This is a genomic window from Yaniella halotolerans DSM 15476 (genome assembly GCF_000420805.1).
GTDB lineage: Bacteria > Actinomycetota > Actinomycetes > Actinomycetales > Micrococcaceae > Yaniella > Yaniella halotolerans.
Genome location: NZ_ATVQ01000002.1, coordinates 232,747 through 258,858, shown reverse-complemented (window position 1 = coordinate 258,858; position 26,112 = coordinate 232,747). Strand labels below are relative to the sequence as shown.

At 53.3% G+C, this 26,112-nt stretch carries 21 protein-coding genes and 1 tRNA gene; 15 read left to right on the top strand and 7 right to left on the bottom strand.

Annotated features, from left to right (window positions below):
- The first annotated feature begins 102 nt into the window (after positions 1 to 102).
- Positions 103 to 1,191: a lipoyl protein ligase domain-containing protein gene (locus tag G583_RS0108720; RefSeq protein WP_022870801.1), complete on the top strand. Its 1,089-nt coding sequence runs from the start codon at positions 103 to 105 to the stop codon at positions 1,189 to 1,191.
- Positions 1,192 to 1,205: 14 nt separating this feature from the next.
- Here the strand turns inward: G583_RS0108720 and pepN are convergent, their stop codons facing one another.
- The 3 genes from pepN to G583_RS15245 form a co-directional block, all read right to left on the bottom strand.
- Positions 1,206 to 3,851 (bottom strand): aminopeptidase N, encoded by a 2,646-nt coding sequence (pepN, locus tag G583_RS0108715; protein WP_022870800.1) that lies wholly within the window; start codon positions 3,849 to 3,851, stop codon positions 1,206 to 1,208.
- Between the two features lie 145 nt (positions 3,852 to 3,996).
- Positions 3,997 to 6,030, bottom strand: a complete 2,034-nt coding sequence (locus G583_RS0108710) for an acyl-CoA dehydrogenase family protein (RefSeq protein ID WP_022870799.1) — start codon at positions 6,028 to 6,030, stop codon at positions 3,997 to 3,999.
- Positions 6,030 to 6,680: a TetR/AcrR family transcriptional regulator gene (locus G583_RS15245; protein ID WP_169558779.1), complete on the bottom strand. Its 651-nt coding sequence runs from the start codon at positions 6,678 to 6,680 to the stop codon at positions 6,030 to 6,032. Before G583_RS15245 ends, G583_RS0108710 begins: the two co-directional genes overlap by 1 nt.
- A 73-nt stretch (positions 6,681 to 6,753) precedes the next feature.
- Here G583_RS15245 and G583_RS0108700 point away from each other — a divergent pair, with 73 nt between their 5' ends.
- From G583_RS0108700 to G583_RS15240, 3 genes are read left to right on the top strand one after another with little or no spacing between them, the layout of a single operon-like run.
- Positions 6,754 to 8,073, top strand: a complete 1,320-nt coding sequence (locus tag G583_RS0108700; protein ID WP_022870797.1) for an acetyl-CoA C-acetyltransferase — start codon at positions 6,754 to 6,756, stop codon at positions 8,071 to 8,073.
- Between the two features lie 38 nt (positions 8,074 to 8,111).
- Positions 8,112 to 9,476: a 3-oxoacyl-ACP reductase gene (locus tag G583_RS0108695; protein ID WP_022870796.1), complete on the top strand. Its 1,365-nt coding sequence runs from the start codon at positions 8,112 to 8,114 to the stop codon at positions 9,474 to 9,476.
- A complete protein-coding gene (locus G583_RS15240) occupies positions 9,476 to 10,393 on the top strand; it encodes a MaoC/PaaZ C-terminal domain-containing protein (RefSeq protein WP_022870795.1) in 918 nt (305 codons plus the stop codon). The genes G583_RS0108695 and G583_RS15240 overlap by 1 nt, the downstream gene beginning before the upstream one ends.
- A 63-nt stretch (positions 10,394 to 10,456) precedes the next feature.
- On the opposite strand, the gene G583_RS15235 is transcribed toward G583_RS15240, so the two are convergent.
- Positions 10,457 to 11,677, bottom strand: a complete 1,221-nt coding sequence (locus G583_RS15235; RefSeq protein WP_022870794.1) for a glycosyltransferase — start codon at positions 11,675 to 11,677, stop codon at positions 10,457 to 10,459.
- A 99-nt stretch (positions 11,678 to 11,776) separates the two neighbouring features.
- Positions 11,777 to 11,862: transfer RNA gene (locus G583_RS0108680), tRNA-Leu, on the bottom strand.
- 109 nt (positions 11,863 to 11,971) lie between these two features.
- Between G583_RS0108680 and G583_RS0108675 the strand changes: the two genes are divergently transcribed.
- Both G583_RS0108675 and G583_RS0108670 read left to right on the top strand, forming a co-directional pair.
- Positions 11,972 to 13,315, top strand: coding sequence for a M20/M25/M40 family metallo-hydrolase (locus G583_RS0108675; RefSeq protein ID WP_022870793.1), 1,344 nt, complete (start codon positions 11,972 to 11,974; stop codon positions 13,313 to 13,315).
- Between the two features lie 10 nt (positions 13,316 to 13,325).
- A complete protein-coding gene (locus tag G583_RS0108670; protein WP_022870792.1) occupies positions 13,326 to 14,501 on the top strand; it encodes an acyl-CoA dehydrogenase family protein in 1,176 nt (391 codons plus the stop codon).
- On the opposite strand, the gene G583_RS16965 is transcribed toward G583_RS0108670, so the two are convergent.
- Complete coding sequence (locus G583_RS16965) at positions 14,502 to 14,675, bottom strand: DUF5703 family protein (RefSeq protein ID WP_407635167.1); 174 nt, start codon at positions 14,673 to 14,675, stop codon at positions 14,502 to 14,504. It abuts the gene before it with no gap.
- A gap of 232 nt (positions 14,676 to 14,907) precedes the next feature.
- Here G583_RS16965 and G583_RS0108660 point away from each other — a divergent pair, with 232 nt between their 5' ends.
- From G583_RS0108660 to mshC, 3 genes are all read left to right on the top strand, one after another.
- Positions 14,908 to 15,210, top strand: coding sequence for a hypothetical protein (locus tag G583_RS0108660; protein WP_022870790.1), 303 nt, complete (start codon positions 14,908 to 14,910; stop codon positions 15,208 to 15,210).
- 60 nt (positions 15,211 to 15,270) lie between these two features.
- Positions 15,271 to 16,104 carry an undecaprenyl-diphosphate phosphatase gene (locus G583_RS0108655; protein ID WP_022870789.1) on the top strand — a complete coding sequence of 278 codons (834 nt, stop codon included), beginning with the start codon at positions 15,271 to 15,273 and terminating at the stop codon, positions 16,102 to 16,104.
- 62 nt (positions 16,105 to 16,166) lie between these two features.
- Positions 16,167 to 17,441: a cysteine--1-D-myo-inosityl 2-amino-2-deoxy-alpha-D-glucopyranoside ligase gene (gene mshC / locus G583_RS0108650; protein WP_022870788.1), complete on the top strand. Its 1,275-nt coding sequence runs from the start codon at positions 16,167 to 16,169 to the stop codon at positions 17,439 to 17,441.
- A 46-nt stretch (positions 17,442 to 17,487) separates the two neighbouring features.
- Here the strand turns inward: mshC and G583_RS15230 are convergent, their stop codons facing one another.
- Positions 17,488 to 18,435 (bottom strand): PAC2 family protein, encoded by a 948-nt coding sequence (locus tag G583_RS15230; protein ID WP_022870787.1) that lies wholly within the window; start codon positions 18,433 to 18,435, stop codon positions 17,488 to 17,490.
- A 236-nt stretch (positions 18,436 to 18,671) separates the two neighbouring features.
- Here G583_RS15230 and G583_RS0108640 point away from each other — a divergent pair, with 236 nt between their 5' ends.
- The 6 genes from G583_RS0108640 (at position 18,672) to pafA (ending at position 26,067) form a co-directional block, all read left to right on the top strand.
- A complete protein-coding gene (locus G583_RS0108640; RefSeq protein WP_022870786.1) occupies positions 18,672 to 19,838 on the top strand; it encodes a site-2 protease family protein in 1,167 nt (388 codons plus the stop codon).
- Positions 19,839 to 19,862: 24 nt separating this feature from the next.
- A complete protein-coding gene (locus tag G583_RS15225) occupies positions 19,863 to 20,942 on the top strand; it encodes a tRNA (adenine-N1)-methyltransferase (protein ID WP_022870785.1) in 1,080 nt (359 codons plus the stop codon).
- A 72-nt stretch (positions 20,943 to 21,014) separates the two neighbouring features.
- Positions 21,015 to 22,724 (top strand): proteasome ATPase, encoded by a 1,710-nt coding sequence (gene arc / locus G583_RS15220; RefSeq protein WP_022870784.1) that lies wholly within the window; start codon positions 21,015 to 21,017, stop codon positions 22,722 to 22,724.
- Between the two features lie 7 nt (positions 22,725 to 22,731).
- On the top strand, positions 22,732 to 24,399 hold the full coding sequence (dop, locus tag G583_RS15215) for a depupylase/deamidase Dop (RefSeq protein ID WP_022870783.1): 1,668 nt from the start codon (positions 22,732 to 22,734) through the stop codon (positions 24,397 to 24,399).
- Between the two features lie 21 nt (positions 24,400 to 24,420).
- Positions 24,421 to 24,627 carry a ubiquitin-like protein Pup gene (locus tag G583_RS0108620; protein WP_022870782.1) on the top strand — a complete coding sequence of 69 codons (207 nt, stop codon included), beginning with the start codon at positions 24,421 to 24,423 and terminating at the stop codon, positions 24,625 to 24,627.
- A gap of 42 nt (positions 24,628 to 24,669) precedes the next feature.
- Complete coding sequence (gene pafA, locus G583_RS0108615) at positions 24,670 to 26,067, top strand: Pup--protein ligase (RefSeq protein ID WP_211210758.1); 1,398 nt, start codon at positions 24,670 to 24,672, stop codon at positions 26,065 to 26,067.
- Positions 26,068 to 26,112: the final 45 nt, after the last annotated feature.

Sequence of the window (26,112 nt, the reverse complement as noted above, 5' to 3'; positions counted from 1 at the left end):
TGAGTGCCTGACGTGACCGTTACTACAACGCGAGACCACAACGCCACCCAGCATCATGACACACATTTACGACCCACTCAACGGTACAAGTAAGCTGGATATATGACTGCGACACAAGGGTTTCAAGGCAAACAATTTCACGGCGAATTCAAAGTGCCCGGCGGTAAACTGGTGATCGCCGACCTCGACGTAACGGATGGCGTCATATCTCGAGCCAATATCAATGGCGACTTCTTTTTGGAACCCGATGAGGCCCTCGACGACATCAATGGATCACTAGTCGGCTTAAAATACGATGCAAGCCACAAAGTCATCGCGGACGCCATCGAAGCAACCGTTGATGATTCCGTGGTGATGTTCGGTTTCGATGCACATGCGGTAGCAACTGCAGTTCGTCGTGCAACCGGTTTCGCTACCAGTTGGCAGGACCACGATTGGGAAATCATCCTGCCAACGGAAATACCCATCTTCACCCAAGTGGCACTCGATCAGATTCTGACCGAGGATGTAGCAGCCGGACGAATTCAACCCGCTATGCGTTTATGGCGCTGGCCTATCTCTGATCCTTCGGTCGTTATTGGCTCGTTCCAAAGTTATAGCAATGAAGTCGATCCCGACGCCGTGGCAGAACACAACATTAAAGTCGTACGTCGGATATCTGGCGGTGGCGCGATGTTTATGGAAGCGGACAACGCAGTCACATACTCGCTCTATACTCCGACCTCAATGGTTGATGGCATGAGCTTTACCGATTCATATCCATTTCTCGACGCATGGGTGATGGATGCATTGGCCCGTATGCAGGTCAAAGCCTTCTATGAGCCGCTCAATGACATCGCTACTCCTGAAGGGAAGATCGGTGGGGCCGCGCAAAAGCGGCTAGCTGCTGGGTCGATGTTGCATCACGTAACGATGTCATACGATATTGACGCACAAAAGATGACAGATGTACTGCGTATTGGGCGTGAAAAGATCTCTGACAAGGGAATTACCTCTGCACAAGCTCGCGTTGATCCGCTACGCAGACAGACCGGCATGTCACGTTCAGATATTTGGGATGTCATGATCAAGACCTTCGCTGAACGTTATGCAGCGAAAACCCGGGAAGTCACCTCTGAAGAGCTCACCAGAGCAGAGGCTCTGGCAGAGGAAAAATTCATGACAAGTGAATGGATCCACCGAGTTCCCTGATACTTGGCGAGGTGCTAGAACTTTGTGGCCTGAGCAACCAGTCTGTTGACTATGTCGGTGCGACGTTCAACGACGATGCGCTGCAGTGCTGCTGGTGCGGCGGTGTATTGACCGAGCCAGGCATCGATGTTGACGACCACCGGGTGTTTCTCTTGGACAGCCGGACCGCCTTTAATCGGCTTGTGAACCAGGGGGAAGAGGCCGTTAATTGTGCGGGTCGCCAGGTTATTGGAACGGGATTCCCAGATAAACATGAGACCTTCCAACAGTGACTGAAGGTGTTTGCTCAGGAAGCCGGGTTGTGATGCTGACAAGCCCTGGGCAGTAGCTGTGACTTGCGCATTACTCAGCGGGGTCCCCTCGGTATCGGTTCCATTATAGATTTCCATCCACAGAGCTGTTCGATGTGCTTGGTCGGGCAGTGCTGCTACAGCGGTACGGTAATTCAATTCATTGGTTGCGGTGTGCGAAGCAGCCAGTTCATCATCCAAGCGGGTAATATCTATCCGCTCAAGCGACGCCAGGCTGATCAATAACAACCATTTCATTTCGTCATCAATTTGCAGGCCGGGCGAGAGCTCAGACGTTTCATCACCGGCAAGTAAGAATGTCATCTCGGCTGCCAGTGAATCCGTGTCCTGACTCAGTACGGCTAAAGCTCGTGCAACAGATCGCTGCCGATCTGAAGCAGGTTCTAACTGTACAAGACCGTCCATTAGGGCAGTACTGAGTATTTTAGTCAGCCGTTTACGCTGCCCCGCGGGAGCAAACTCCTGTATAGCAGCAACGGCTTGCTGAAGCACTCTGGCATGCATGGATACATCGTCAATAGAGTTGCTAAGTTTTGCTGCCGCTCGTACAAAGGCTACTGCAGGAAGTGTGGCATTTCGAACCATCGTCCACAGTGTGGACCAAACTGTTGCAATCGCGGTCGAATCTGGATCAACAACTGGATAAGTGGTTACCGCCTCCAGTGACTCTTGGTCAAAAGCCACTTGGGCGTATGTTTGGTCATGATGATTAACCAACACCACGCGAGGTCGATCCGTTGAAATCGTTAAACCTTCGACAACAACTGATGATTCACCGGTTGGTATGACGACTTCCGATTCGTCAGTACTGACCAATTGGTTGTCGTCGTTGAGAGCAAAAATCGATACAAATAGGTGATGCGGTCTCAGCACTGTTTCGCCAGTTATAGGATCGGTGGATTCCTGACGTAGTGTGACCGTGCCATTTGGTTCAACGATGGGTCGCAGTGTTGCGGGACCGGATGTCTCCAACCAAGCAGATGACCACTCGCGCATATCTCTTTTTGAAACTTCTTCCAGAATTTCTAAGAAATCCGCTAGTTCAGCAGTACTGAAGGCGAAGCGTTCAAAGTACATTCGACATGCCTGGAGAAATGCGGCTTCACCGACATAGTGGAAGAGCTGTTTAATAACAGCAGCGCCCTTCGCATAGGTAATGCCATCGAAGTTCTGACGCGCGGCCTCGAGATCGACAATGTCAGCCACAATGGGATGAGTCGTGGGGTAGGAGTCTTGGAGATAGGCCCAGGCCTTGCGCTGATGGGCGAAGGATTGCCAAGCACCCGGCAGAGTAGTCGCGTCAGCTACAGCTTTTGAACCGAAAAAGTCCGCGAAGGACTCCTTTAACCACAAATCATCCCACCATTTCATGGTGACTAGGTTGCCGAACCACATGTGGCACATTTCGTGCATAATGGTCGTTGCTCTGCCGGTATATTGCGATATCGTGGCTCTGGAAGTAAAAATATATGCTTCGTTAAATGTCACAAGGCCCGGGTTTTCCATCGCACCGAGGTTATATTCTGGGACGAACGCCTGATCATATTTGCCCCATGGATAGGCGACCTGGAACTGGTCATGAAACCATGTGAGCCCCTGTTGAGTCTGGCCAAAGAGCGTATCGACGTCAACATGCTCAACTAATGACTGCCGGGTAAAAATCCGCAGGTCGATGGGTTCAGCACCGGTAGCTTCGTGCCCGTCCCAGGTGTCGGCAAATTCGGCATATGGACCGGCTAGGAATGTTGTTAGATAAGTCGAGGTAGGTTTTGTTGGTGCAAATTGCACCCTAACGATACCTTCGGCTACCTGTTCGCGAGTGCTTTCAGCGCCATTAGAGGCAATCGTCCAGGTATCTGGACCGATCATGGTGACGTGAAAAACAGCCTTGAGATCGGGTTGTTCCATATTGGGATACACCCTGCGTGCATCTGCCGGTTCGAACTGGGAGTATAAATACACTTGTCCGTCGACGGGGTCAACGAAGCGGTGCAGGCCTTCACCTGAATGTGAATAGAAACTGTGTGAGCGGATCACGACGGTATTTTTCTCTGCTAGGCCCGGAAGCAAGATCCGTGCCGAGCCCGCTACCTGGTCAACATCGAGGTGTTCTCCGTTTAGAACCACCGACTCGACCGTATCGCCCAGGTAATTCAAGAATGTTTCGGCACCCGCGGAGGTTGATGTGAAATGCAGGGTCGTGGTCACCGGATAGGTGGCCCGGTCAAGATCCATTGCTTGGCGAAGGTCCAACTCAAGATGATAACTTGCTATCTCAATGAGGACAGAACGAGTCTGAGCTTCATCCCGGGTCAAGCGAGCATCATCTAACAGTGCAGTATTCGACATGGCTCTCATTCAATCACTGGATTTGGTGTAGCTCACTCATATAACGAGACATGTTTTTCTGGATTTTTGGAGTGGATTAATGCACTGTGTCGCCACTCCCTACGAGAATGGCGACACAGCAGGGTCTAACTTGTAATTTGGCAGCTTACTTTTGACGTGCTCGATACACTTTTTCCGGAATCGGAGCATCACCCGAAGCACGGAGGCGACGATAATATTCCATGGCCTCCTCTTGTCGTTCACGTTCGATCCCAGAGGTGATATCCATGCGCAGGTGGTTTTGGTTATACCCAAAGGCATCAACGAGGTCTTGAGCATGTGCTCGTAGTCGGGCAGCCAAGCGATTGGTATATTCGCGCAGTGTCCGAGCACGTTGTTGAGAGATACGCCCGTATTCGATAAACCAGCCCAGGTCTTGTTCAATCGTGGACAGGGCGAACAAGTCACGCATCCATGTCATGACCTTGAGTGTTTCAGGATCTTTGATCTTGTCGAGAGCATCGGTAAACGATTCCCACTGGAGAAGCTGGGCATGAGATTTCGAAGCTTTAATGAGTTCGTATTGATTTTCGTTGAAGACTCTAGCTTGCTCTGCTTGGGATTTCTTCGCCACAGGACGCAGTGCCTCAGCGACTTCAGCAATCTGAGTACGCACACGGTCAGTAAAAAGACTGCGCTGGACATCGGTATCTTTCAACCAGGACGCCGACCGACGGTCTGATCCAATATCGCTTACTTGCTGTACTACACGACGCAGCCCGGAGCGTTCGTACAGCGTCTGTTCTGCGCGCTCGGCTACATACCGGCTGAGAACTTTAAACGAAGGGTTCGATAATTCCTTTGAATAATCGCCTAGGAGACGACGTCCAACGAGTTGCAACAATACGTTATTGTCGCCTTCAAAGGTGGTGTATATGTCCAGGTCGTCGCGCAGAGCACCGAAACGGTTCTTGGAGGCGATGTAGCCTGCCCCACCCGTTGCTTCTCTTGATTCTTGGAACGTATCCATGGCGTTCCACGTTGTGACGGCTTTGATTCCGGCAGCGAGTGTTTCAAGTTCTTGGCGATTGTCGTCGGTGTCGTCTTGGCCAGAGAAGACTTCGTGAAATTTCACTAGCAAATCGTTGGTCGTAAAGATATCGGCGTATGTCCGAGCCAAACGGTCAATCAAACGACGTTGATGCAAGCCATAGTCGAGCAAGACCTGTTCTTCAATATCTGAAGCTGCGTTAAACTGACGTCGTTGATTTCCGTAGGTGATGGCCCCGGTAAGTGCCAGTGCGGATGCATTTGCCGCAGTCGTAGCAAGTGAGACACGGCCTTGGACCAGAGCTCCCAACATGGTGAAAAACCTGCGACCTGATGAAGGGATCGAGGTGCTGTAATCACCATTCTCATCGACGTCGCCCAATTTATTCAGCAAGTTTGTTCTTGGAATTCGCACATTTGTAAAGTGCAAGCGACCATTATCGATACCGTTCAAGCCGCCCTTGAATCCATCATCCTCGCCACCGACTCCGGGCAAAAAGTTTCCGTCATCATCGCGCAATGGCACAAAGAAAGCGTGCACACCGTAATTGACGTTCTTCGTGATTAACTGGGCAAACACCACAGCGGCTTTACCGTCTTTGGCAGCGTTGCCAAGGAATTCTTTCCAAGCAGCTCGAAATGGCGTGTGAATTTCGAACTCATCGTCTTCAGGGATGAAGGTAGCGGTGGTGTCAACGTTACCGACGTCCGAACCGTGACCAATTTCGGTCATTGCATACACTCCGGGGAGTTCAAGACTCAAGACACCCGGAAGCCAGCGCTGATGCTGTTCTTCATTCCCGAGGGTCAGAATAGCGGAACCGAAGAGGCCCCACTGTACTCCGCCTTTAATCTGCATGGATGGATTAGCGTGGAACATTTCGGCGAATCCTGCGACATTGCCACCAGGATTTTCTTTGCCGCCGAAAGCTTTTGGATACGCTTTGCCAATAAGCTTTCGATCAGCCAGTTCTTGAATTTGCCGTAGGGTCAACTCACGTTGGTCCTCTTTAGTGAGGTTGAATTGGTAATGGAAAATCGGTTCTTCCATGATCTTACGGAGTTGTCGACGGTCTTCTGCCCAAGGGCCAAGAAGATGCTCTTGGAGTTCGTCTTTGTTGATTTGTAAGTTCTTATGCTTGGACGACATTAGGGCTCCTCATGCGGTGTATTGGTAGTTCCTGTGGTATCGATACCCGTAAGCAACCAGTCAGAGATGCTCCGGGCTAATACGTCGGCACTGAGTTGTTGACGTTGTTGAGGATCAGCGATCCATGATTCACCGGCAGCACGGACGAAACCCACGGCTGCCGTGGCCCAGTAGTAGGCCAAGTTTTTGTTACCACTCTCGCCCTGGTATTCGGGGAGAACATTCTCTACGCTGCGTTGTAAAAATCGCGCCAAGTTTTCTGTAATGATCGCCATGCCGGTTGGGATGGCGATCGAAAAATTGTAGACGTTGGGGGACGAGTCGGCGAGGCGCAGATATGACAGCACCATGGTGAAGAGGCCATCCTGAGCACTGGTCGCAGATTTCCCCGCTTTTTTAAGCTCGGCTTCCATGAAGTCTATAGAGCCCTGGGCAACCGCGTGTTGCAAACCCCTCTTATCTTCAAAGTAACGGTAGAACACGGATTTAGAAGTCCCCGCATGGCTAGCGATTTCTTCCATGGAAACGTCAGGACCAATAGTGTGGACGGCAGCACGGGCTGCACGAATAAGCTCACTGCGCCGTTGACGACGGTGTGCTGCCCAACGCGTATTGCGCCCGTCTGGAGTGGGTCTTTCAGAGATCTTCACGATACTGAGAGTATCAGGTAAAGTGAGTGTTGGTAAACACATTCACAGCAGAATCAATGCGAAAGAGATTTGAATGACTTCTACATCGAACGCGGCAATTGCCGGTGGCTCCCTCCGTCCAGCAGTAGTGCTTGGCGGTAACCGTATTCCTTTTGCACGAGCGCACGGCGCCTACACTGGTGCTTCTAACCAGGACATGCTTACGTCCACGCTAGAGGGACTGATCGCTCGGTTCGGCCTTCAAGGTGAACAGTTGGGAGAAGTCGTTGCCGGTGCTGTTATGAAGCACTCCGCAGATTTCAATCTGACACGGGAATCTGTCCTGGGAACCTCACTAGCAGCTCACACACCTGCCCACGATGTGCAGACTGCCTGCGCCACAGGTATTGAGACTGTGGGCGGTGTGGCCAATAAAATTCGACTCGGGCAAATTGATTCAGGTATCGGTGGTGGTGTCGATACCATCTCTGATGCCCCCTTGGCCTTTAATAGTGACGCCCGCGAACTGTTCATGCAGTTGAATCGTGCGCGCACCACGCAGGACAAGATTAAAGTTGCGATGAAACTTCGCCCGAAGCACTTCGCCCCGCTGGCCCCGCAAGCTGGAGAAGTCCGCACGGGTCTTTCCATGGGAGAGCACCAGGCATTAACTACTCACGACTGGGGTGTCACCCGGCAAGAACAAGACGAAATCGCCATGAACTCGCACAATAATATGGCGGCAGCCTACGAAGAAGGTTTCTTCAATGATCTGATGACACCATTCCGTGGCCTTGACCGTGACAACAACATGCGACCAGGCTCCGATCTTGAGTCTCTTGGCAAGCTTCGAATCGCGTTTGGAAAACAGCTCGGTGAAGAAGCAACGATGACAGCGGGCAACTCGACGCCGATGACCGATGGCGCCGCAGCGGCCTTGTTATCTTCTGAAGAATGGGCAGAGACAAACAACCTACCGATTTTGGCTGAGTTCATGGACTTCGAAGTCGCTGCTGTAGATTTCGTGAACGGTGAAGATGGCCTGCTCATGGCTCCAACCTATGCGATTCCTCGGATTCTTGATCGACACGGTCTTGGGCTAGACGATATTGACTTCTTCGAAATCCACGAAGCCTTCGCAGGCACAGTTGCTGCAACTATGAAAGCCCTGGCTGACGAAGATTACAACAAGAATGTTCTTGGCCGCGACAAAGCACTTGGCCAGATTGATCCGACAAAACTGAACGTGAAAGGCTCTTCGTTGGCTGCGGGACATCCCTTTGCTGCCACTGGCCCACGTATCGTAGCTAGCCTGTCCAAGATGTTGCACGAAAAAGGACCCGATTCATTGGGACTCATCTCTGTATGTGCTGCGGGGGGACAAGGCGCAGTTGCTCTGCTCCGCGGACGCTAAACGACGAATTGGGATTTTTGAAAGGACGACATTACTTTATGTCACAAACAGACGGTTACACTCGGTTCGTCAACCAGCCATTTGGTAAAAAAATTGCAAAAACCGCTGGATTACCGCAACCAGTACCACTACGTAGGCACACTCAAGGTGATCCTTTAGTCACCGGTCCGGTTCTAGTACTCGGTAGCTCGGCAGCAGCCGAGTCAGTGGCCAAGCAACTATGGAAGGAAGAATATGATGTCCGTCGAGATGTCGGACTCAAGCAGAACTTCGCGGCCGTTGTCGTGGCACTCGACGGTGTACAGCACCCACAGGATCTCTCGGACACGGTCCTGGAACTGGGACAAGCTCTGCGCCAACTGGACTCCAATGGTCGAATCGTGACCATTTTCCGTGATCCGAATGCAGCTTCCGTTACCAACGATGCCACAGCACTCGCCGCACGACGGGGCGTAGAAGGTTTTACCCGATCACTGGCCAAAGAGATGCGCCGAGGCGCTACAGCGAATGGGATTGTGCTGGGCGATGATGTCGAGATGACCGCCGCCTCAGCCCAATCCGCCCTCCGGTTTTTCCTATCTGGGCGGTCTGCTTATGTCGCCGGACAATTCCTGACGGTCTCATCTTCCGCCGGCGAGGTACCGGCCAACTGGGATGCGCCTCTGGCTGACAAAGTCATCGTAGTTACCGGTGCCGCTCGAGGCATCGGCGCCGCAATTAGTGAAGTATTAGCCCGTGACGGCGCGACCGTTATCGGTGTCGATATGCCATCAGCGGGGGATGCTTTGTCTGACGTCATGAACCGAGTCGGCGGCATCGCTGTCCAAATGGACATTACTGCCGAAGATGCCGGAGATCAGTTACTCCAAAAAGCAGGGGAGCGCTTCGGCCGACTCGACGGTATCGTGCATAACGCCGGTATCACCCGTGACAAGCTCCTGGCCAACATGGATGACAGTCGCTGGGACTCGCTGATCGCCGTCAATATCACAGCGCCACTGCGCATCAATGAGCAGCTACTCCAAGCACGTGGAGACGGGATTGTGGCTGACAGCTTACGGATCACTTCGCTGTCTTCTACTTCAGGGATTGCAGGCAACCGCGGACAAACCAACTATGCCGCGGCAAAAGCCGGGATCATAGGTATGACACAGGCCTATGCTGAACTGCTGGGGGAGTCCGGCGGATCGATCAACGCGGTAGCACCAGGATTCATCGAAACAGCGATGACCGATGCAATGCCAACAGCAACCCGTGAAGTGGCGCGTCGAATGAACTCTCTCCAACAGGGTGGTCGTCCAGTGGATGTTGCCGAAGCGATTGCACTGTTCCATGCAGATGCTTCAGCTGGAATCAACGGCACAACCCTGCGCGTATGTGGTCAGTCGATGGTGGGGCAATAATGGAAACACCAAACATCATTGACTCGGACCCAAAACCAGAATCACTGCGGATCGTCTCCGTACAGGAGACGCCCTCGCTGACTTCGTCGTATGGCAAAGTTGCAGCCAGTGTCGTACGTCCTAAAAAACCTATTGCGGTGAGCTTACCGGGCACGTGCTGGCAAACGACTGATGTAATCTCGCGTCAGCTGGTCGACGACTACAACTCTCTGCTGGGTGCCTCCGGCAGCGTTGGTCACAACTCGGCACCATCATTAACCGCACATATCACGGCATTTAGCCTTTCCACTGCAATGATGGCTGAACGGGACTTCCCGCTGCCGCTTTTAGGCATGGTCCATCTACAGCACAAGGTTTGGCACATGTCTGATATCCCCATTGGGCAACCGCTGCGCATTGCAACCTGGGCCCAAAACCTGGCACCACATCACGCAGGCACAACGGTGGAAATCTGGGTGCAGATTTTCGACCCGACGACCGACAAATTACTGTGGCAATCCATGGCACTGTATCTGTCACGGTCAGTCCAGCTACCGGGTGCAGAACAACCTCAACGGCCGCAGAGGGAACGCTTTCAACCACCAGCAATAACTGCTCAGTGGCACCTGCCCAAAGATATCGGTCGACGCTACGGCGCTGTATCAGGCGATCGGAATCCGATTCACCTGTCCAATATCACAGCCAAGGCTCTCGGCATGCCAGGTGCTATTGCACACGGTATGTACGCCGCGGGACGGATGCTAGCAGGACGCGAAACCACGGCACCGTATACATGGGCGATCGAATTCGCCTCGCCGATGCGTTTACCAGCCAAGGTTGCGGTGAACTATCACCAGGCTGATGACCTGGAGCTCATCACAGGCTGGAACGCTCGAAAAGACAAGCTCCACTTCACTGCAGAAATTCGACTGCACTAAGTCGAACTACCCTGTGAAGCTCACTGGCCGGCTCCGAAAAAATTTCGGGGCTGGCCAACGTGTTTATGACCGGGGAGCGGCGGTGACACATGACGTATAAATTTCTGCCATTCGTTCTGCCATGGCAGCCCAGGAGAACTGTGCTGCATGCTGAAGCCCGGCAGCGCCATAGTCCCGCCAACGCTCAGGATCCTCAACCAGAGACTGCAGTGCGTCCGCCCAGGCAGTTGCATTGAGGGAATCCACGAGATGCCCGCTGACGCCATCCGCTACGGCAGTATTCAATCCGCCCACCTTATGAGCTAACACCGCGGTGCCGCAGGCTTGCGCTTCGACAGCAACGAGACCGAAGGACTCAGAAACCGAAGGCATGGCTACAACATCGGCTGCTCGCATATAACTGGCAAGCATTTCCGGTGATACCGGGGACGAAAACGAACACCACTGTGCAACCCCAAGTAAATGTGCCTTGGCATGTAAATCATAATCAGGCGAACCGGAAACAGCCCCGGTAAAATGCAACACCGGCAGGGTGTGAAAGCCACGATCTCGTAAAATCGCTAGCGCTTGCAGCAGGACATGTGGGCCTTTATATCGCTGCTGGCGGCCTGCGAAAAGAATGCGCGGAACGTTGGGAGTCATTCTTCCGGGCCACTCAGATTCTCCGTCCGGGCAGAACACGTGGTGGTCTACACCAGGATGGACAACTTCCACGCGTTGCGGAATGACCGCCGTATGTTGTACCAATTCCTGCTTTTCCACCATCGTGTTTGCGGTGACTACATGGGATTGTGCGCAGATAAAAGCTTCACGTTCTACACGATATGGCGGCTCACTCCCCGGAGACGAGCTATTTTTCGTAGCCCCTAAAGTGTGCATCGTGTGTACAACGGGGGCGCTCAGATGCAGCGCAGCTTGGTGCGCCACCATTCCAGACAGCCAATAATGCGAATGCAAGACCACAGAGTGTCTGGCATATTGCTCCACGCCTCGTACAAGGTCGTCTGCAAATTGTGCTGTCAACTGATCCAGAGCTTCTTTAGGTAAGGCGAGTGGGCCGACGCTTAGCGGAACAACCTTCGAACCGGTGACCTCATCGAGCACAACGGTCTGGTCTGTTGCCGCTGTTTTCCGCGTGAAACTCAGCACCTGATAACCAGCCTGAATTAAAGCGTCGGTGAGGTTTTTGAGATAGACGTTCAAGCCTCCGGCGTCGCCCTGTCCGGGCTGCGCCAACGGGGAGGTGTGCATGGAGATCATGACGATCGTTAATTGTGCGCCCAAGAAATCCTCACCTAGTACCGAATAGGACTAACGTCGATGTTAAACGAAAAAATCGGGACACGGTATGCTTCCCATGTCCCGATTCTCAATCGTACAACGTGCGCGGAGGGGGACTTGAACCCCCACGAGCGATAAAGCTCACAGCGACCTCAACGCTGCGCGTCTACCAATTCCGCCACCCGCGCTGGTGGTGATTCCTCCAGGTGCTGGAGAAGGCAACAGCGATAACTATAACACAAATTATTCGGTGGTTGCACCATGGTCGGTCGTTGTCGTGTTCGATAGAGTGCCATTATGGCTGAACACACTGATAATGGCGCGATTACGCCAGGAATTTTTCGAGATCGAGTAGCAAGGATCACGCGCGACCTGATTCAAATAGACACCACAAATTACGGTGGCAACGACTCGCGGGGCGAGCCAGATGCTGCATCGTACTGCGCCAGACTGATGGACGCCATGGGCATGCAACCGGAAATCGTGGAGTCAGAGCCCGGCCGCGCGTCTGTCGTTGGACGCATGAAAGGTTGGGACGCCGCCGCACCCGCCTTAATTTTGCACGGTCATATCGACGTGGTCCCCGCTGATGCCGCTGAATGGTCAGTGGATCCATTCGGCGCAGAGGTTATTGATGACATGATCTACGGTCGCGGCGCAGCCGACATGAAGGGCATGGATGCGATCATGCTCACCGCCCTGGAGCACTTGCACGCTACAGGCCAACAACCAAGACGCGACATCATCCTTGCGTTTTTCGGTGACGAAGAAGCAGGCGGCGTGTACGGTTCCGAATGGCTTGTCGCAAACCGGCCCGACCTTTTTGCGGGCGCTAGCGAAGCCATTTCTGAAGTCGGAGGCTTCACCGCAACGGTTGCCGGCAAACGAGCATATTTTCTACAAACAGCCGAAAAGGGCATTGCCTGGCTCAATCTCACAGCTACCGGAGCACCAGGACATGGTTCGTCGCAGCATAAGGACAACGCGGTAACAAAGATGGCAGATGCCATTTCGTCCATTGGTCACCACGAGTGGCCACTGCATTACACCGCCACGACACGCCAGCTGATGGAGGAGGTCTCCGAACTCATGGGGGTCGCCTTCGATGAGCGTGATCCCAGCGCGCAACTGGAAGCTATCGGATCAGCCGTGACCTTTGTGGGTTCCACTCTCAGTAACTCGTCGAACCCAACCGGTCTGACCTCCGGCTATAAGCACAATGTCATTCCGGGGAAGGCAGAAGCGACGCTTGATGCAAGACCCTTACCCGGTCAGGATGAGCACCTACTAGAAACGATTCGCGAACTAGCGGGTGACGACGTGGAAGTGACGTACGAACATGGGCGGCAAGCTATCGAGGCACCGTACTCGGGCCCCCTCGTTGAAGCGATGATTGATGCCATTGCTACAGAAGATCCAGGCGCCGTGGTCCTGCCGTTTATGATGTCTGGTGGAACGGACAACAACCCACTTGCACGGCTGGGTATTGCTGGTTATGGCTTTATCCCACTTCAGCTGCCACCAGATTTGGAATTTCCCAAACTCTTCCATGGCATCGACGAACGTATGCCGATCAACTCACTGGATTTCGGGGTGCGCGCGTTGTTGCGCATCCTAGAACCAGCAACGAATGCTTCCTGAAAGGAAATTGATGGCCTTCCCTTATTCGCGGTATCAACAGCAGATAGATACGATCCTCACTGAGGAAATTCTGACTGGAATTCGTGAACGTGCTGCTGGTTACGACGAGCGCAATGAGTTTCCTTATCAGGATCTCGAGGTGCTTCGTCGCACGGGATACCTAGCTGCACTTTCCTCGGAAAAAGACGGAGGATTGGGCTGGAGTTTCGCCGCCGTTGTTGATGCCCAGAAAAAACTTGCGGCCTATGCCCCGGCAACCGCTTTAGCCGTCAATATGCATCTGATTTGGTCCGGCGTAGCGAGTATATTCCAGGCGAATGGCAATCATGACCTCGACTTCATCCTCGAGGAAACTGGCGCAGGAGAGACCTATGCGTTTGGCATCTCTGAAGCAGGCAACGACGCTGTGCTGTTCGATGCGGAAACCGTCGCTGAGGAAGTTGGTGATGGTTCGTTCAAGTTTACCGGCACGAAAATTTTTACTACTTTGTCACCCGCGTGGACACGGTTAGGTATTTTCGGCAAGACCCCAGATGGCGCTGAATTGATCTATGCGATCCTGGATCGTTCAGAAGGCAATACCGAGTCTGATGGTTCCCACTGGGACATGCTCGGTATGCGAGCAACACATTCGTTTGTGACACATCTCAATGGCGCCAAAGTTCCCGCCGATAGAATCATTCGTCGTATTCCAACCGGCCCCAATCAAGACTTGCTTACGTTTGGTATTTTCGCCGCATTCTTGACATTTACTTCAGCCGTCTATGCGGGGATTGGCGACCGGGCGGTGGAAATAGCCGCGGAAAAGCTGCAAAGCCGAAAATCGAAGGTCAATGACGCCGCGCTGTCCCAGGACCCGATCCTGCGCTATAAACACGGCGAAGCAATTTTGCGTCAAATGAGTCAGGACCAACAGATAACCGGGCTAGCCGAAGCCATCACGCAACTCACTGACTACGGTGATGAGTGGTCCACACGCTTGGTAGCCAACAAGATTTCGGCCGTTCGGATTGCCAAAGCACAGGTCGATTATGCGTTCGAGGCCGCCGGAGGAGCGGGGTTCCACCGCTCTGAGGAAATTGCACGACTCTATCGTGACGTCATGGCCGGGATGTATCACCCGTCAGACGACGAATCGGCTCACACGACATTTGCTACCTTTGGCCTCGGGCCGATCAGCGAATAGTCACACCACAACGAGGGTGGACTCGACCTTTATGGCCTTGCGTCGCAACCAAAAACGTCGAGTCCCACCCCTGTACAGCAGTGATCTTTGCAACTCCCATTGTCCGTATTCTGCGTGTTCAACTAGCCGTTGTCGAGCAGCCGCCAATGAATCATTCGGCGCAACAGTAATCACCAAATATTCCCATGCGTTCTTCCGGGTTAGAGCATCGACACTGCTGGCAATCGGGGTCTCTCGCACTCGCTGGTCCTCCTACTGGTTAGCGCGCTATCCTTGGAATAGTACATCTACTGTAGTCAGCTGGCCTCGAAATCGGAACGTATCGATTTTACTGTTTCGCAGCAGGCCAAGCACATAAACGCATAAAGTGTAGTCCCTCGGCATAATCCACGATAATCTAGACTCCATGAGCATCGATCCTCGCGTCTCGCTAGACGCACTTGTTTCCGCACTCCAAGAACACTTTGCTGCCGCAACGAACAAACGTGGCGAAGATGATCCAACATTGGAGCACACCTATTACGCCCTGGCTGACGCATTCGAGGGCTATGAAGATGCGCTCTACGACGCTACGGGAGAGGTCACGCCGCTAGATGTCTTCGAAGACGACGATGATGAGGACGACGACTTCGATGACTACGACGATGACGAGGATGACTTCGATGATTTCGACATTGACGACGACAATAACAGCGGCGAAGATAACTAACTAAGGTCAACGTGTCGTAGCTTCAAAACTTTTCCATTTGAGTGTCGTAGGGTTGTCCGAGTGAACTGGATTGAAGTTATCATCCTAGGCCTGGTGCAAGGCCTAACAGAATTTTTGCCGATCTCATCGTCGGCGCACCTGCGCGTCGTCGGCGAATTCTTGCCCGGCGCAGCTGATCCTGGTGCGGCGTTTACCGCCATCACCCAAATTGGTACCGAGCTTGCTGTACTTCTTTACTTCTGGCGAGACATCACAAGAATCATTACTCAGTGGTGTCGAGCATTAGCTGGGAAAGTCGCCCACTCGGATCCGGATGTGCGTATGGGCTGGCTCATTATTGTCGGCTCGATTCCCATCGGTGTGCTCGGCCTATTATTCGAAGAATATATTGACACTACGTTCCGCTCACTTTGGCTCGTAGCAACCATGCTGATTGTTTTTGGCGTGATCCTTGCCATGGCAGATACGTGGGGCAAACAGATCAAGCCCATCAGGAAGCTGACCTGGCGAGACGGTATCTTGTACGGGTTCGCTCAGGCAATGGCGCTCATACCTGGTGTGTCACGCTCTGGCGGGACCATCACGATGGGTTTGGCTCTGGGATATACCCGACAGGCTGCAGCGCGCTATGCGTTCCTGCTTGCGGTTCCCGCGGTCTTTGCCTCAGGCTTCTATAAGCTCGGGCAATCGATTGCTAGCCCAGATCCGGCAGCAACCTACGGCATGCTCGAGACACTGGTAGCGACAGTCGTCGCATTCTTCGTCGGATATGCGATTATCGCATGGCTGATGAGATTTATTTCAAACAACTCGTTCAAAATCTTTGTTTGGTACCGCATCCTGCTGGGTGCGGCATTGTATGTCCTGCTTGGCTTAGGGATCATTAACGCCTGATCCGCCGCCAGTGCAAAACCCTCATCGGATAAACGTCATTCGTAAGGAACACGCTAGTTTTCATGAAATCTTGGATTACTCCATTTCCGGTTGCCATTCCGAAACAGGAAGATGGTCTGCAACTCTTTGACACCGCCACCCAGCAAAAACAGCGGGTGAGCGTGCACGATAACCACGCCACGATGTATGTTTGCGGCATCACGCCCTACGATGCAACGCACCTGGGCCACGCCAACACCTACGTAGCGTTTGATTTGCTCTACCGTTATTGGATCGCTGCAGGATATCGTGTTACTTATACGCAAAATGTCACCGATGTAGATGATCCCTTATTTGAACGGGCTCGAGAAATTGGCGTGGACTACCAGGAACTCGGTCAAGAACAAACCGACTTGTTCCGTTCCGATATGCAGCACCTTAACGTTTTGGCTCCGTCACATTACCTAGGCGTCGCAGAAACGGTTGATTGGATTCGCACCCTTGTACGCCAAATGATGGATGCCGGCGTGGCCTATACCGTTGAGGGCGACGACCAGAACCCTGCAGGCGACATCTATTTCTCTATCGAGGCCGCCGAACAGCATTCAGACTGGCGTCTCGGTTCAGTCAGTGCATACTCGCAGGATGAAATGGAAGAGATTTTCCCCGAACGGGGCGGCGATCCCGACCGTGCCGGTAAGAAGAATCCTCTCGATCCGTTGATCTGGTCGGCTCGTCGGGAAGGCGAGCCCTACTGGCACGACGACGTGTTGGGAGCCGGCCGTCCAGGTTGGCATGTTGAATGCTCTGCGATCGCTCACCACACGCTACCGGTGCCATTTACGGTGCAAGGCGGTGGCTCAGATCTACGGTTCCCGCATCACGAGTTCTCTGCGGCACATGCGACTTCGGTAACAGACAGCCCGATGTCTAAGCACTATGTTCACTCCGGCATGGTTGGCCTCGACGGTGTGAAAATGTCCAAGTCTCTGGGCAACTTAGAATTGGTGTCCAATTTGGTTGCTCGCGGCGAGTCGCCGATGGCGATTCGTACACTGCTTCTGGATAATCACTACCGCAGTGATTGGTCCTACACGGATCATGCTCTGACCGCCGCAAATCAGCGACTCGAATCATGGAAGACAGCCATGGCCTTCGAGCAACCGGGACAGGCTGAAGCACTCACAACAGAAATCTTTTCAGCCATGTCAGACGATCTCGATGCTCCACGTGCATTAGAAGCCGTGGATGCCTGGGCGGCGCAGGCTACCCAACAAGCTGTGCCGCGCGATTCCAATCTGCAGTCTATTAACGTAGCAGTTATTGTCGATGCACTCTTAGGCATCAAGCTGTACTAATTTTCACTCAAGACGAGGGGCGCCCCTCAGCTTTTGCAAAGGTCTTTTAGTGAGTGCCTTCTCCTTGAGAGGCAGTACCACCGTCATCGTCATTACGGCGTTTCAGGTAGCGTTCAAAATCTTTGGCAATCTGCTCACCCGATGCCTCTGGCAGTTGTTCTGTGTCGCGAGCTTTTTCCAACTGTTCAATATAAGCCGCTACGTCTGGGTCTTCGCCAGCAAGCTCATCGACACCCCGCTCCCAAGCCGCTGCATCGTCAGATAAGAGATTCATATCCAAGCGCAGGCCCAGGAGCTCCTCGAGTTCTCGAACCAAGGCCAGTTGGGCTTTGGGGGACGGTGCCTGTGCAACATAATGGGGCACTGTGACCCACGCCGATACTGTTGGGAATCCTCGAGATGCAGAGGCAGTCGTCAGCACACCGGTAATACCGGTAGGACCTTCATATGTGGGCTGTGCGTAGCCTTTCAAAGTCTCCCGTAGTTCCTTATGAGCGGAGGATTTTGACGGTGTTAGGGGCCGTGAGTGTGGCACATCTGCCAGTAGAGCTCCGGTTATGACAATGGCATCAATGTCCCATTCTTCGGCGTAGTCGAGAATTTCCTTAACGAAATACCGCCAACGCAGACTGGGCTCTGTACCGAGAATCATGAACAGCTCGGGCTGATCAGGTTGTGTCTGTCCCGCGACGGAGTGGAATACCCTCGTGCTCGGCCAGGCTATCTGACTGGTGCCATCTGCATTTCTCGTCACAACCGGTCGGGTGACTTGATAATCGTAGTAGTCGTCTTGGTTCAGCTCGGTCATGAGTTCGGCGTTCGTTTGTCGGGCGATTTCTTCGATCGCGTCCGTCGCAGCGTCACCAGCATCAGACCAACCCTCGAAAGCCGCAACCATCACCCGTGCAGCGCGAGACGTTCGCCCAGACAAGGTGGGAGTGTGCGTCGCCAACCAGCCAAGGAAGCTCTGGTCCACGCCAGAAAATTCAGACATACATTCCATTCGATACGTTCAATCAATCAGTACACTCCAGCTTAGCCAACTGTTTCCCGCCGTGATACCCGTGTTCGCTGACACCACGTAGAGTATGAACTCCTAGATGCTGTGGTCCACGCCCACAGCGCAATTTGGACACCGTGCTCTTCCCAAACCATGTGGTTTGGGAAAATATGGCACTCTTTAACGGATACCCCTCGTTTAGCGACACTTCTTAGGATGGTTCCTTCAGTATGACCGCCAAAAAAGGCTTGCAGATTGCCTCGCTGGCTGGCATACCAATTTATGTCAGCTGGTCCTGGTGGTTCTTTGCCGCATTGATCATGGTGGTCTTCCGACCTACATTTGCCCAGGCACTGCCACAAACTTCGACTGCTTGGACCTGGGCCGTCGCTGCGTTCTTTGTGCTCATCATGTTCGGCACAGTGCTCATCCATGAGCTAGCTCATGCTCTTGCAGCAAGTAGTTTTCGGTGGAAGGTCAATGAGGTCACCCTCAATTTTTGGGGTGGTGCCACAGTCTACGAGCATTCATCCACCGGAAAAGCACAAACACCGTTGCGCTCACTCACCGTCGCTATTGTTGGGCCGATTTCCAATCTCATCATCGCGGCGGCTGCCTGGCTCATACTGCAAGTTCTGTTAGATCCGGCCGGTACAGCTCAGGTGCTCCTGACCATCACGGTTTGGACAAACCTCTTGATTGGCGTCTTCAATCTGTTGCCCGGTCATCCACTCGACGGTGGACGGGTTGTCGAATCAGCGGTCTGGGCTGCCACCGGATCACGTGCCCGTGGCATGCGTGCTGCAGGTTGGTCCGGACGAATTATTGTACTGTTCTTATTGGTTGGTGGGGTACTGGTGCCCCTCATACAAACCGGAGAGATCTCACCGTTCACACTGGTGATCGTCGTACTTCTGAGCACCATGCTTTGGCAGGCGGCGTCTGCCGCCATTAAGGCAGCCCAGGCTCAACTCTTAGCTGAGCAACTAACCATTACAGAGTTAACGACGCCGGTCCAAACAATTCTGTCTGACGCCAGCATCTCAAAGTTAATACCGTTACTTACTGGGTCGGGGCCCGGACACGAATACCAACAACTACCAATAGCTGTTCTAGAACTCGATACGCACAACGGACATGAAGTGCCCGTTGGCCTCGTGGACTCCCACGCCCTAGCCTCTGTCCCGCGCAGCGCATGGCATCTACCGGTGCATACCGTGGCACGTGCCTTAAATCCGCAAGCACAGGTACATAAGTCAGACACCGTTGAAACCCTCTTCACTACGTTTATGGAGTTCCCGAACGAACTCATCGCGGTGATTGACGACTCACAAGTACCCCACAGAGTACTTGGCATCATTAATCCGGAATCTCTCGCCGGACGTCTCCAAGACTGAACCAGTTTGTGAAAGGACTGTTGTATGACCACCTCGGGTGAACACAATCCACCAACCGGCGCCCTGAGTCGCCGTGGCCCATTGCGGGCTGGTGAACGAGTCCAGCTCACGGATGAACGTGGCAAACTCCATACAATCACCCTCTTAGCCGGTGAGTCATTCCATACTCAGCACGGTGTACTGCATCATGATGAGTTGATTGGCGGTCCAGAAGGGGTCGTCATCGAAAATACCCACGGATTTGAATATCAGGTCTTACGACCGCTGATATCGGACTACGTACTATCAATGCCCCGCGGAGCCACGGTGATTTACCCCAAAGACACCGGACAAATCATTCATATGGCAGATATTTTTCCAGGTGCCAGGGTCATTGAAGCCGGAGTTGGATCAGGCGGGTTATCCATTTCGCTACTGCGAGCGGTAGGGGAGCAGGGCAAAGTCTTCTCGTATGAGAGGCGAGCCGATTTCGCCGAAATTGCTGAATCAAATGTGACAACGTTTTTTGGGGAACGCCATCCGGCTTTTAGCATCACCCTCGGAGACGTTCAAGAGGAAGCTCTCCAACAACATGCGCCAGGTTCGATCGACCGCGTCGTCCTCGATATGTTGGCACCGTGGGAGGTCGTGGATACCGTTGCCGAACTGTTGGCGCCAGGGGGCGTGTGGTTGAACTATGTTGCGACGGCCACCCAACTTTCCCGTATCCACGAAGCAATCCGAGACGACGGCAGATTTACGGCTGCCGAAGCTTCTGAAACCATGCTGAGGGGTTGGCACCTCGATGGGTTAGCTGTCCGACCGCAGCACCGCATGGTTGGTCATACCGGTTTCTTGATCATGACTCGCAGATTGGCGTTGGGTCAAGAAGGTCTAGAGTTGCGCCGACGCATCAAAACGTTCAAACAAGAAGACATGGATATTTGGACACCCGAGGCCTCCGACCAATGGCGGCCCGAACAACATGGTCAACGGGAACCCACTACGAAACGCGCGAAGAAGGCAGTCCGGCAGTCCAAAGCACAAGCTGAACGATCCAGGGAATCGATTAATACTGTGCGGACGGCTAAAAATTCGCAACAAGACGACGAGAATTCCGAATGAACCAAGACGGAAATCTCCAAGCCACGTAGACTGTTGACTACGTATCCGTAAACTTTTGGAGGTAGGGTTCGCTTGTCTGACAACGCGCCGATCGAAACACCACGGGAGTCGGTCTCTGCCGAAGTACATACAGATCTGCAGCAGAAGTATGACTCAACACGGCGCAGACTAGCCACTCTGGTTGAGAATAACCGGCAACTACGTGCAGACCTCGACGCCGCCTCCCGCAATAATCGCCGTATGGTCGATATCCTGAACCTCACGCGAGAAGAGATCACAGATCTCAAAGACTCTATCGCTGACAATGCGCAGCCGCCGTTTAACTTTGCCACGGTGCTCGAAGTACACGCAGGCCGGGAACATGACCCTGCCCTCGAGCTGCCATCAGTGGCACGTCCGTCAGCCGATGTGCTCTTTTCGGGACGCAAGATGCGAACCCACATCTCACCGATGCTCAGTTCCGAAGCTGTCACAGCCGGGAGCGAGGTGCTCCTCGATGAAGCATTTTCCATCGTGGCTGTTCTCGGTCCGAATCCCACGGGAGACACCGGACGCGTCAAGGAGCTCTTTGACGATAACCGGTTGCTCGTCGTTGGACGGAGCGATGACGAGCACGTTGTCACTCGTGCTACAGAACTTCACGACGCACGGTTGCGCGTGGGCGATGCTGTGCTGGTGGATTACCGTTCGGGTTTCGCGACCCAGGTGCTGGATGTTTCTGATGTGCAAGACGTGATGTTGGAAGAAGTTCCAGATGCGACCTTCGACGACATCGGCGGACTTGGTCAGCAAATAGGCCAAATACGTGATTCCGTGGAACTGCCGTTTCTTTACCCGGAGCTTTACCACGAGCACCATTTACAACCGCCAAAAGGCATCCTGCTCTACGGGCCACCGGGTACAGGGAAGACTCTGATCGCCAAAGCTGTCGCCCAATCACTCACCGGACGTGTTGACGGAGTCGACCATTCCTATTTCTTAAACATCAAAGGGCCCGAACTCCTCAACAAATACGTGGGCGAGACCGAACGACATATCCGCACCATATTTTCTCGTGCACGCGAAATGGCCTCCGCAGGTTATCCGGTTGTCATCTTTTTTGACGAAATGGAATCGCTCTTCCGTACTCGGGGCTCGGGTACTTCGTCAGACGTTGAAACCACGATTGTTCCACAGTTACTCGCGGAAATCGACGGTGTAGAGTCCCTCCAGAACGTGATTGTCATCGGAGCCTCAAACCGTGAAGATATGATTGATCCGGCAATTTTGCGTCCAGGACGACTCGACGTAAAAATCCGAGTGGATCGCCCTGATGCCAACGGCGCCCAAGAGATTTTTGGTATCTATCTGACCCCAGAAATCCCGGTACATCCGAATGAAGTTATGCAACACGGTGGGGCACAGGCCGCGGTCGAGCACATGATCGATCAGACCGTAGAGTCGCTCTATGCTCGAGACCGGGACAACGAATTCGTAGAAGTAACGTATCAAGACGGAACGGTTGTCGTCCTATATTTTGCTGACTTCGTTTCCGGCGCGACGATCGCCAATATCGTCGACCGTGCTAAACGTCTTGCTATCAAAGACTATCTGGACGCACGCACCACTGACGCTCACGCTGCTAAAGGGGTCAAGACGAGCCACCTCCTTCAGGCCAGCAGTGAAGAAAAGGCCCAGCAATTGGACCTCCCGGATACGTCAGCCCCACAACAGTGGTTACGACTAGCAGGTCACCGAGGCGCTCAAGCAATTGCCTTGCGTGTCTTACAGAATGGACAGTGATTTTTCGATGACACACGTGTCGTTGATTCCCACAGCATTAGCCAATAAATTCCCCTCCGACCGTCCAACCGTCGGCTACGGTGTGCACCGAGTGGTTGGGCTCGAAACTGAATTTGGTATCCATGCTCCTGCACATCCGCAGGCTTCGCACTCGGTCATGTCGCTCGAGCTGATCAACGCGTACGGGCACAAACTCACCTCTGAAGGAACCAACGTAGCCAGTACTGAGTGGGACTATAACGAGGAGTCGCCCCTTTCAGATGCTCGAGGCTGGCAGATGCCTCGTTCTATTGCGCATCCATCTCAGCTCACGGATCAAGCACTCGCCAATAACGCTGGCCAAGATATCCATATGCTGGTCAACTTGATCCTGCCCAACGGAGCACGGTTTTACGTCGACCATGCCCACCCCGAATATTCCTCACCTGAAACCACCAATCCAATCGACGCGGTGATATGGGATCAAGCAGGAGACCGGATCGCGCAACAAGCCGCCGACCATATAGCAGACGCTAACGGTGCCGCGGAGATGATCTTGTATAAGAACAATACGGATTCCAAGTCGGTGTCCTACGGAGCACACGAAAACTATCTGGTAGCTCGCGACTTAGATTTCGACGAACTTTCTGACCATCTCATTGGGTTTTTTGCAACCCGACAGATCATTACCGGGGCGGGCAGAGTCGGCATCGGCAGCCTCAACGACCGCACTGGATTTCAAATCTCCCAGCGTGCAGATTTCTTTGAGGAAGAAGTCGGTTTAGAAACCACTATCCGACGGCCCATTGTCAATACGCGAGACGAGCCGCATGCGACGCCTGAGTCCTATCGTCGGCTACACGTCATCATCGGCGACGCCAATTTATCGCAGTACTCCACCTGGCTGCGTGTTGGCATGACATCGTTAGTCTTGTCATTGATCGAACTGGGGGAGTTGCCAATGGTGGAATTGGCCGAACCCGTTCAAGCACTCCAGGATATTTCACACGATCCGTCCTTACAGACCCAGGTATTGGTCAATGGTCGCGGCTGGATGACAGCCATTGAAGTCCAGCGTATCTACCAAGAAGCCGCCCAAACCTATCTCGACCGTTATGGAATCGACGATCAACAAAGCCTGGACGTCGTCAATGCCTGGGCGGAAGTCCTAGATCTTCTTGAGCACGATCCAGCTCAACTTGCTGACCGTCTTGATTGGGTCGCGAAGTATCAGCTGCTCAACGGGATGCGCGAACGTCACGCACTAGACTGGTCCAACGCCAAGCTAGCTATGCTTGATCTCCAGTGGGCCGATCTACGCGAAGAAAAAGGCCTGTACTATACGCTCGTTTCACGCGGAGCGATGCGGACTATCGTCACGGTTGAGCAAATACAACAGGCGATCTCTATGCCCCCGACCACCACCAGAGCCTGGACCCGTGGACGTCTCATCGATCGTTTCGGCGCACACCTGGCAGGAGTATCCTGGGAATCAGTCTTGGTGCGTCCCTTCCGGCAAGGTCCGCTGCAACGTTTCCAGTTATTAGAGCCTCTCGCAGCAACGGCCGACGATTTCAACGGTCTCCTGGCTGCAGGCAAACCACAGCTCACGCTGGAAGATACCCCGGAAAATCAAACAGAACTAACGCAGCTGTTAAAACAGTTGCAACCGTATAGAGTTACCGGACGCAAATAGTCCGGTATTTAGGAGTTCACGATGGCACAAGACCAACAACGTCCCCCACACCAGCGCCACGAAGAAGACCAGCATATTCCGGACCCTCTGCCTGAAGGCACACCTTCTCCGGGATCAGCCAGTGCTCAGAGCGCTGATCTGGACTCGTTACTAGACGAGATCGACGGCGTGCTCGAAGTCAACGCAGAAGAATTTGTCCAGGGCTTTGTGCAAAAAGGCGGCCAGTAACTACCCCGAAAACTCTAGGAGCTGGACTTGGATACCCGCATCATGGGGGTGGAAACCGAATACGGTGTCCACACGGTACACCCCACGAAACGCCCGTTAGCACCGGATGAAGTAGCACGCTACATGTTTAAACCAGTCGTGGACTGGGGCAACTCATCGAACGTGTTCATATCCAACGGTTCTCGCCTGTATCTCGATGTAGGTTCACATCCAGAATACGCAACCGCTGAAACCACCCGACTCGATGAACTCCTCGCCAGTGATGCCGCCGGTGATGCGATCATGCACCGGTTAGTGACCAAAGCTCAGCAAGCCATGGCAGATGACGGCTTCGATGGCCAGGTGTATCTGTACCGCAACAATGCCGACTCGTTGGGCAACTCATATGGCAGCCACGAAAACTACATGATTGAGCGGACGACCCAGTACCGGCGTTTGGCAGAAGCACTCCTACCGTTCATGGTAACTCGCCAACTGATCTGTGGTAGCGGGGTGGTGATCCAAGATCCAAACGTCCTCCCGCTGGTCGAGCAGTTCCCGACCCGCAGTGATCCGCACTTTGCCTTCTCGCAGCGTGCCGATTACATGTACGAAGCTATCTCTTCGTCCTCCACGCGTGCACGTCCCATGATCAATACCAGGGATGAACCGCACGCCGACTCGTCAAAATTTCGGCGCCTACATGTCATAGTCGGGGATTCCAACATGTCCGAAACCACCCAATTACTGCGGTTTGGTGCCACCGATCTGTTGTTGCGAATTATCGAAGCCGGCAAACCACTTTCAAACCTGCAGTTGGCTCATCCAGTGAGAGCGATTCGCAATGTTTCGCACGACCTCACAGGCAACGCACCACTGGAGCTTGTCGGTGGGCGAACGATGACCGCCCTAGAAATCCAAGAATACTATTTGGACATGGCACAGGAATTCCTCAACAAAAATGGCGAACATCATGGATATCTCAAGCAGATCATGGATCTTTGGGAGCGCACGCTCGAAGCGATTCGGAGTCAAAACTATTCGGCAATCGATACGGAAATCGATTGGGCTATCAAATATAAGTTCTTTAACGCCTACGCACATAAGAACAACCTGGACTGGGACACAGCACGCCTGGTCCAGCTGGATATGTCGTACCACGATATTGATCCGCAACGAGGCTTGTTCAATCTTTTAGAAGCCAGAGGAGCGGCTGCACGAGTGCTCACTGATGCGCAGGTTGAAGCAGCTCATAATAATCCACCTGCTACGACACGCGCGCTGTTGCGTCACCGGTTTATCCATAGCGCACGGGCGCTTGGCATGGACTACTCCATGGACTGGACACATATGAAACTCAACCATCATCCGATGCAGACCCTGTATATTCGCGACGCGTTTGAGACCGACATTTCAATCGTCGATGAGCTGTTTGCTAAAGTCGCATCAGCTGATCTCTAACCGTTGTTGATCCCGCTAAACTTATGTGCGGCGTAACAACCAACC

Bases quoted from the DNA above. Each gene is read 5' to 3' on its own strand.
- G583_RS0108620 (WP_022870782.1), top strand. From the start codon at position 24,421: ATGGCACAAGACCAACAACGTCCCCCACACCAGCGCCACGAAGAAGAC.
- G583_RS0108720 (WP_022870801.1), top strand. From the start codon at position 103: ATGACTGCGACACAAGGGTTTCAAGGCAAACAATTTCACGGCGAATTC.
- G583_RS15225 (WP_022870785.1), top strand. From the start codon at position 19,863: ATGACCACCTCGGGTGAACACAATCCACCAACCGGCGCCCTGAGTCGC.
- mshC (WP_022870788.1), top strand. From the start codon at position 16,167: ATGAAATCTTGGATTACTCCATTTCCGGTTGCCATTCCGAAACAGGAA.
- G583_RS0108660 (WP_022870790.1), top strand. From the start codon at position 14,908: ATGAGCATCGATCCTCGCGTCTCGCTAGACGCACTTGTTTCCGCACTC.
- pepN (WP_022870800.1), bottom strand. From the start codon at position 3,851: ATGTCGAATACTGCACTGTTAGATGATGCTCGCTTGACCCGGGATGAA.
- G583_RS0108640 (WP_022870786.1), top strand. From the start codon at position 18,672: ATGACCGCCAAAAAAGGCTTGCAGATTGCCTCGCTGGCTGGCATACCA.
- G583_RS15230 (WP_022870787.1), bottom strand. From the start codon at position 18,435: ATGTCTGAATTTTCTGGCGTGGACCAGAGCTTCCTTGGCTGGTTGGCG.
- G583_RS0108670 (WP_022870792.1), top strand. From the start codon at position 13,326: ATGGCCTTCCCTTATTCGCGGTATCAACAGCAGATAGATACGATCCTC.
- G583_RS0108675 (WP_022870793.1), top strand. From the start codon at position 11,972: ATGGCTGAACACACTGATAATGGCGCGATTACGCCAGGAATTTTTCGA.
- G583_RS0108695 (WP_022870796.1), top strand. From the start codon at position 8,112: ATGTCACAAACAGACGGTTACACTCGGTTCGTCAACCAGCCATTTGGT.
- G583_RS15240 (WP_022870795.1), top strand. From the start codon at position 9,476: ATGGAAACACCAAACATCATTGACTCGGACCCAAAACCAGAATCACTG.
- dop (WP_022870783.1), top strand. From the start codon at position 22,732: ATGACACACGTGTCGTTGATTCCCACAGCATTAGCCAATAAATTCCCC.
- G583_RS0108700 (WP_022870797.1), top strand. From the start codon at position 6,754: ATGACTTCTACATCGAACGCGGCAATTGCCGGTGGCTCCCTCCGTCCA.
- pafA (WP_211210758.1), top strand. From the start codon at position 24,670: ATGGGGGTGGAAACCGAATACGGTGTCCACACGGTACACCCCACGAAA.
- G583_RS0108710 (WP_022870799.1), bottom strand. From the start codon at position 6,030: ATGTCGTCCAAGCATAAGAACTTACAAATCAACAAAGACGAACTCCAA.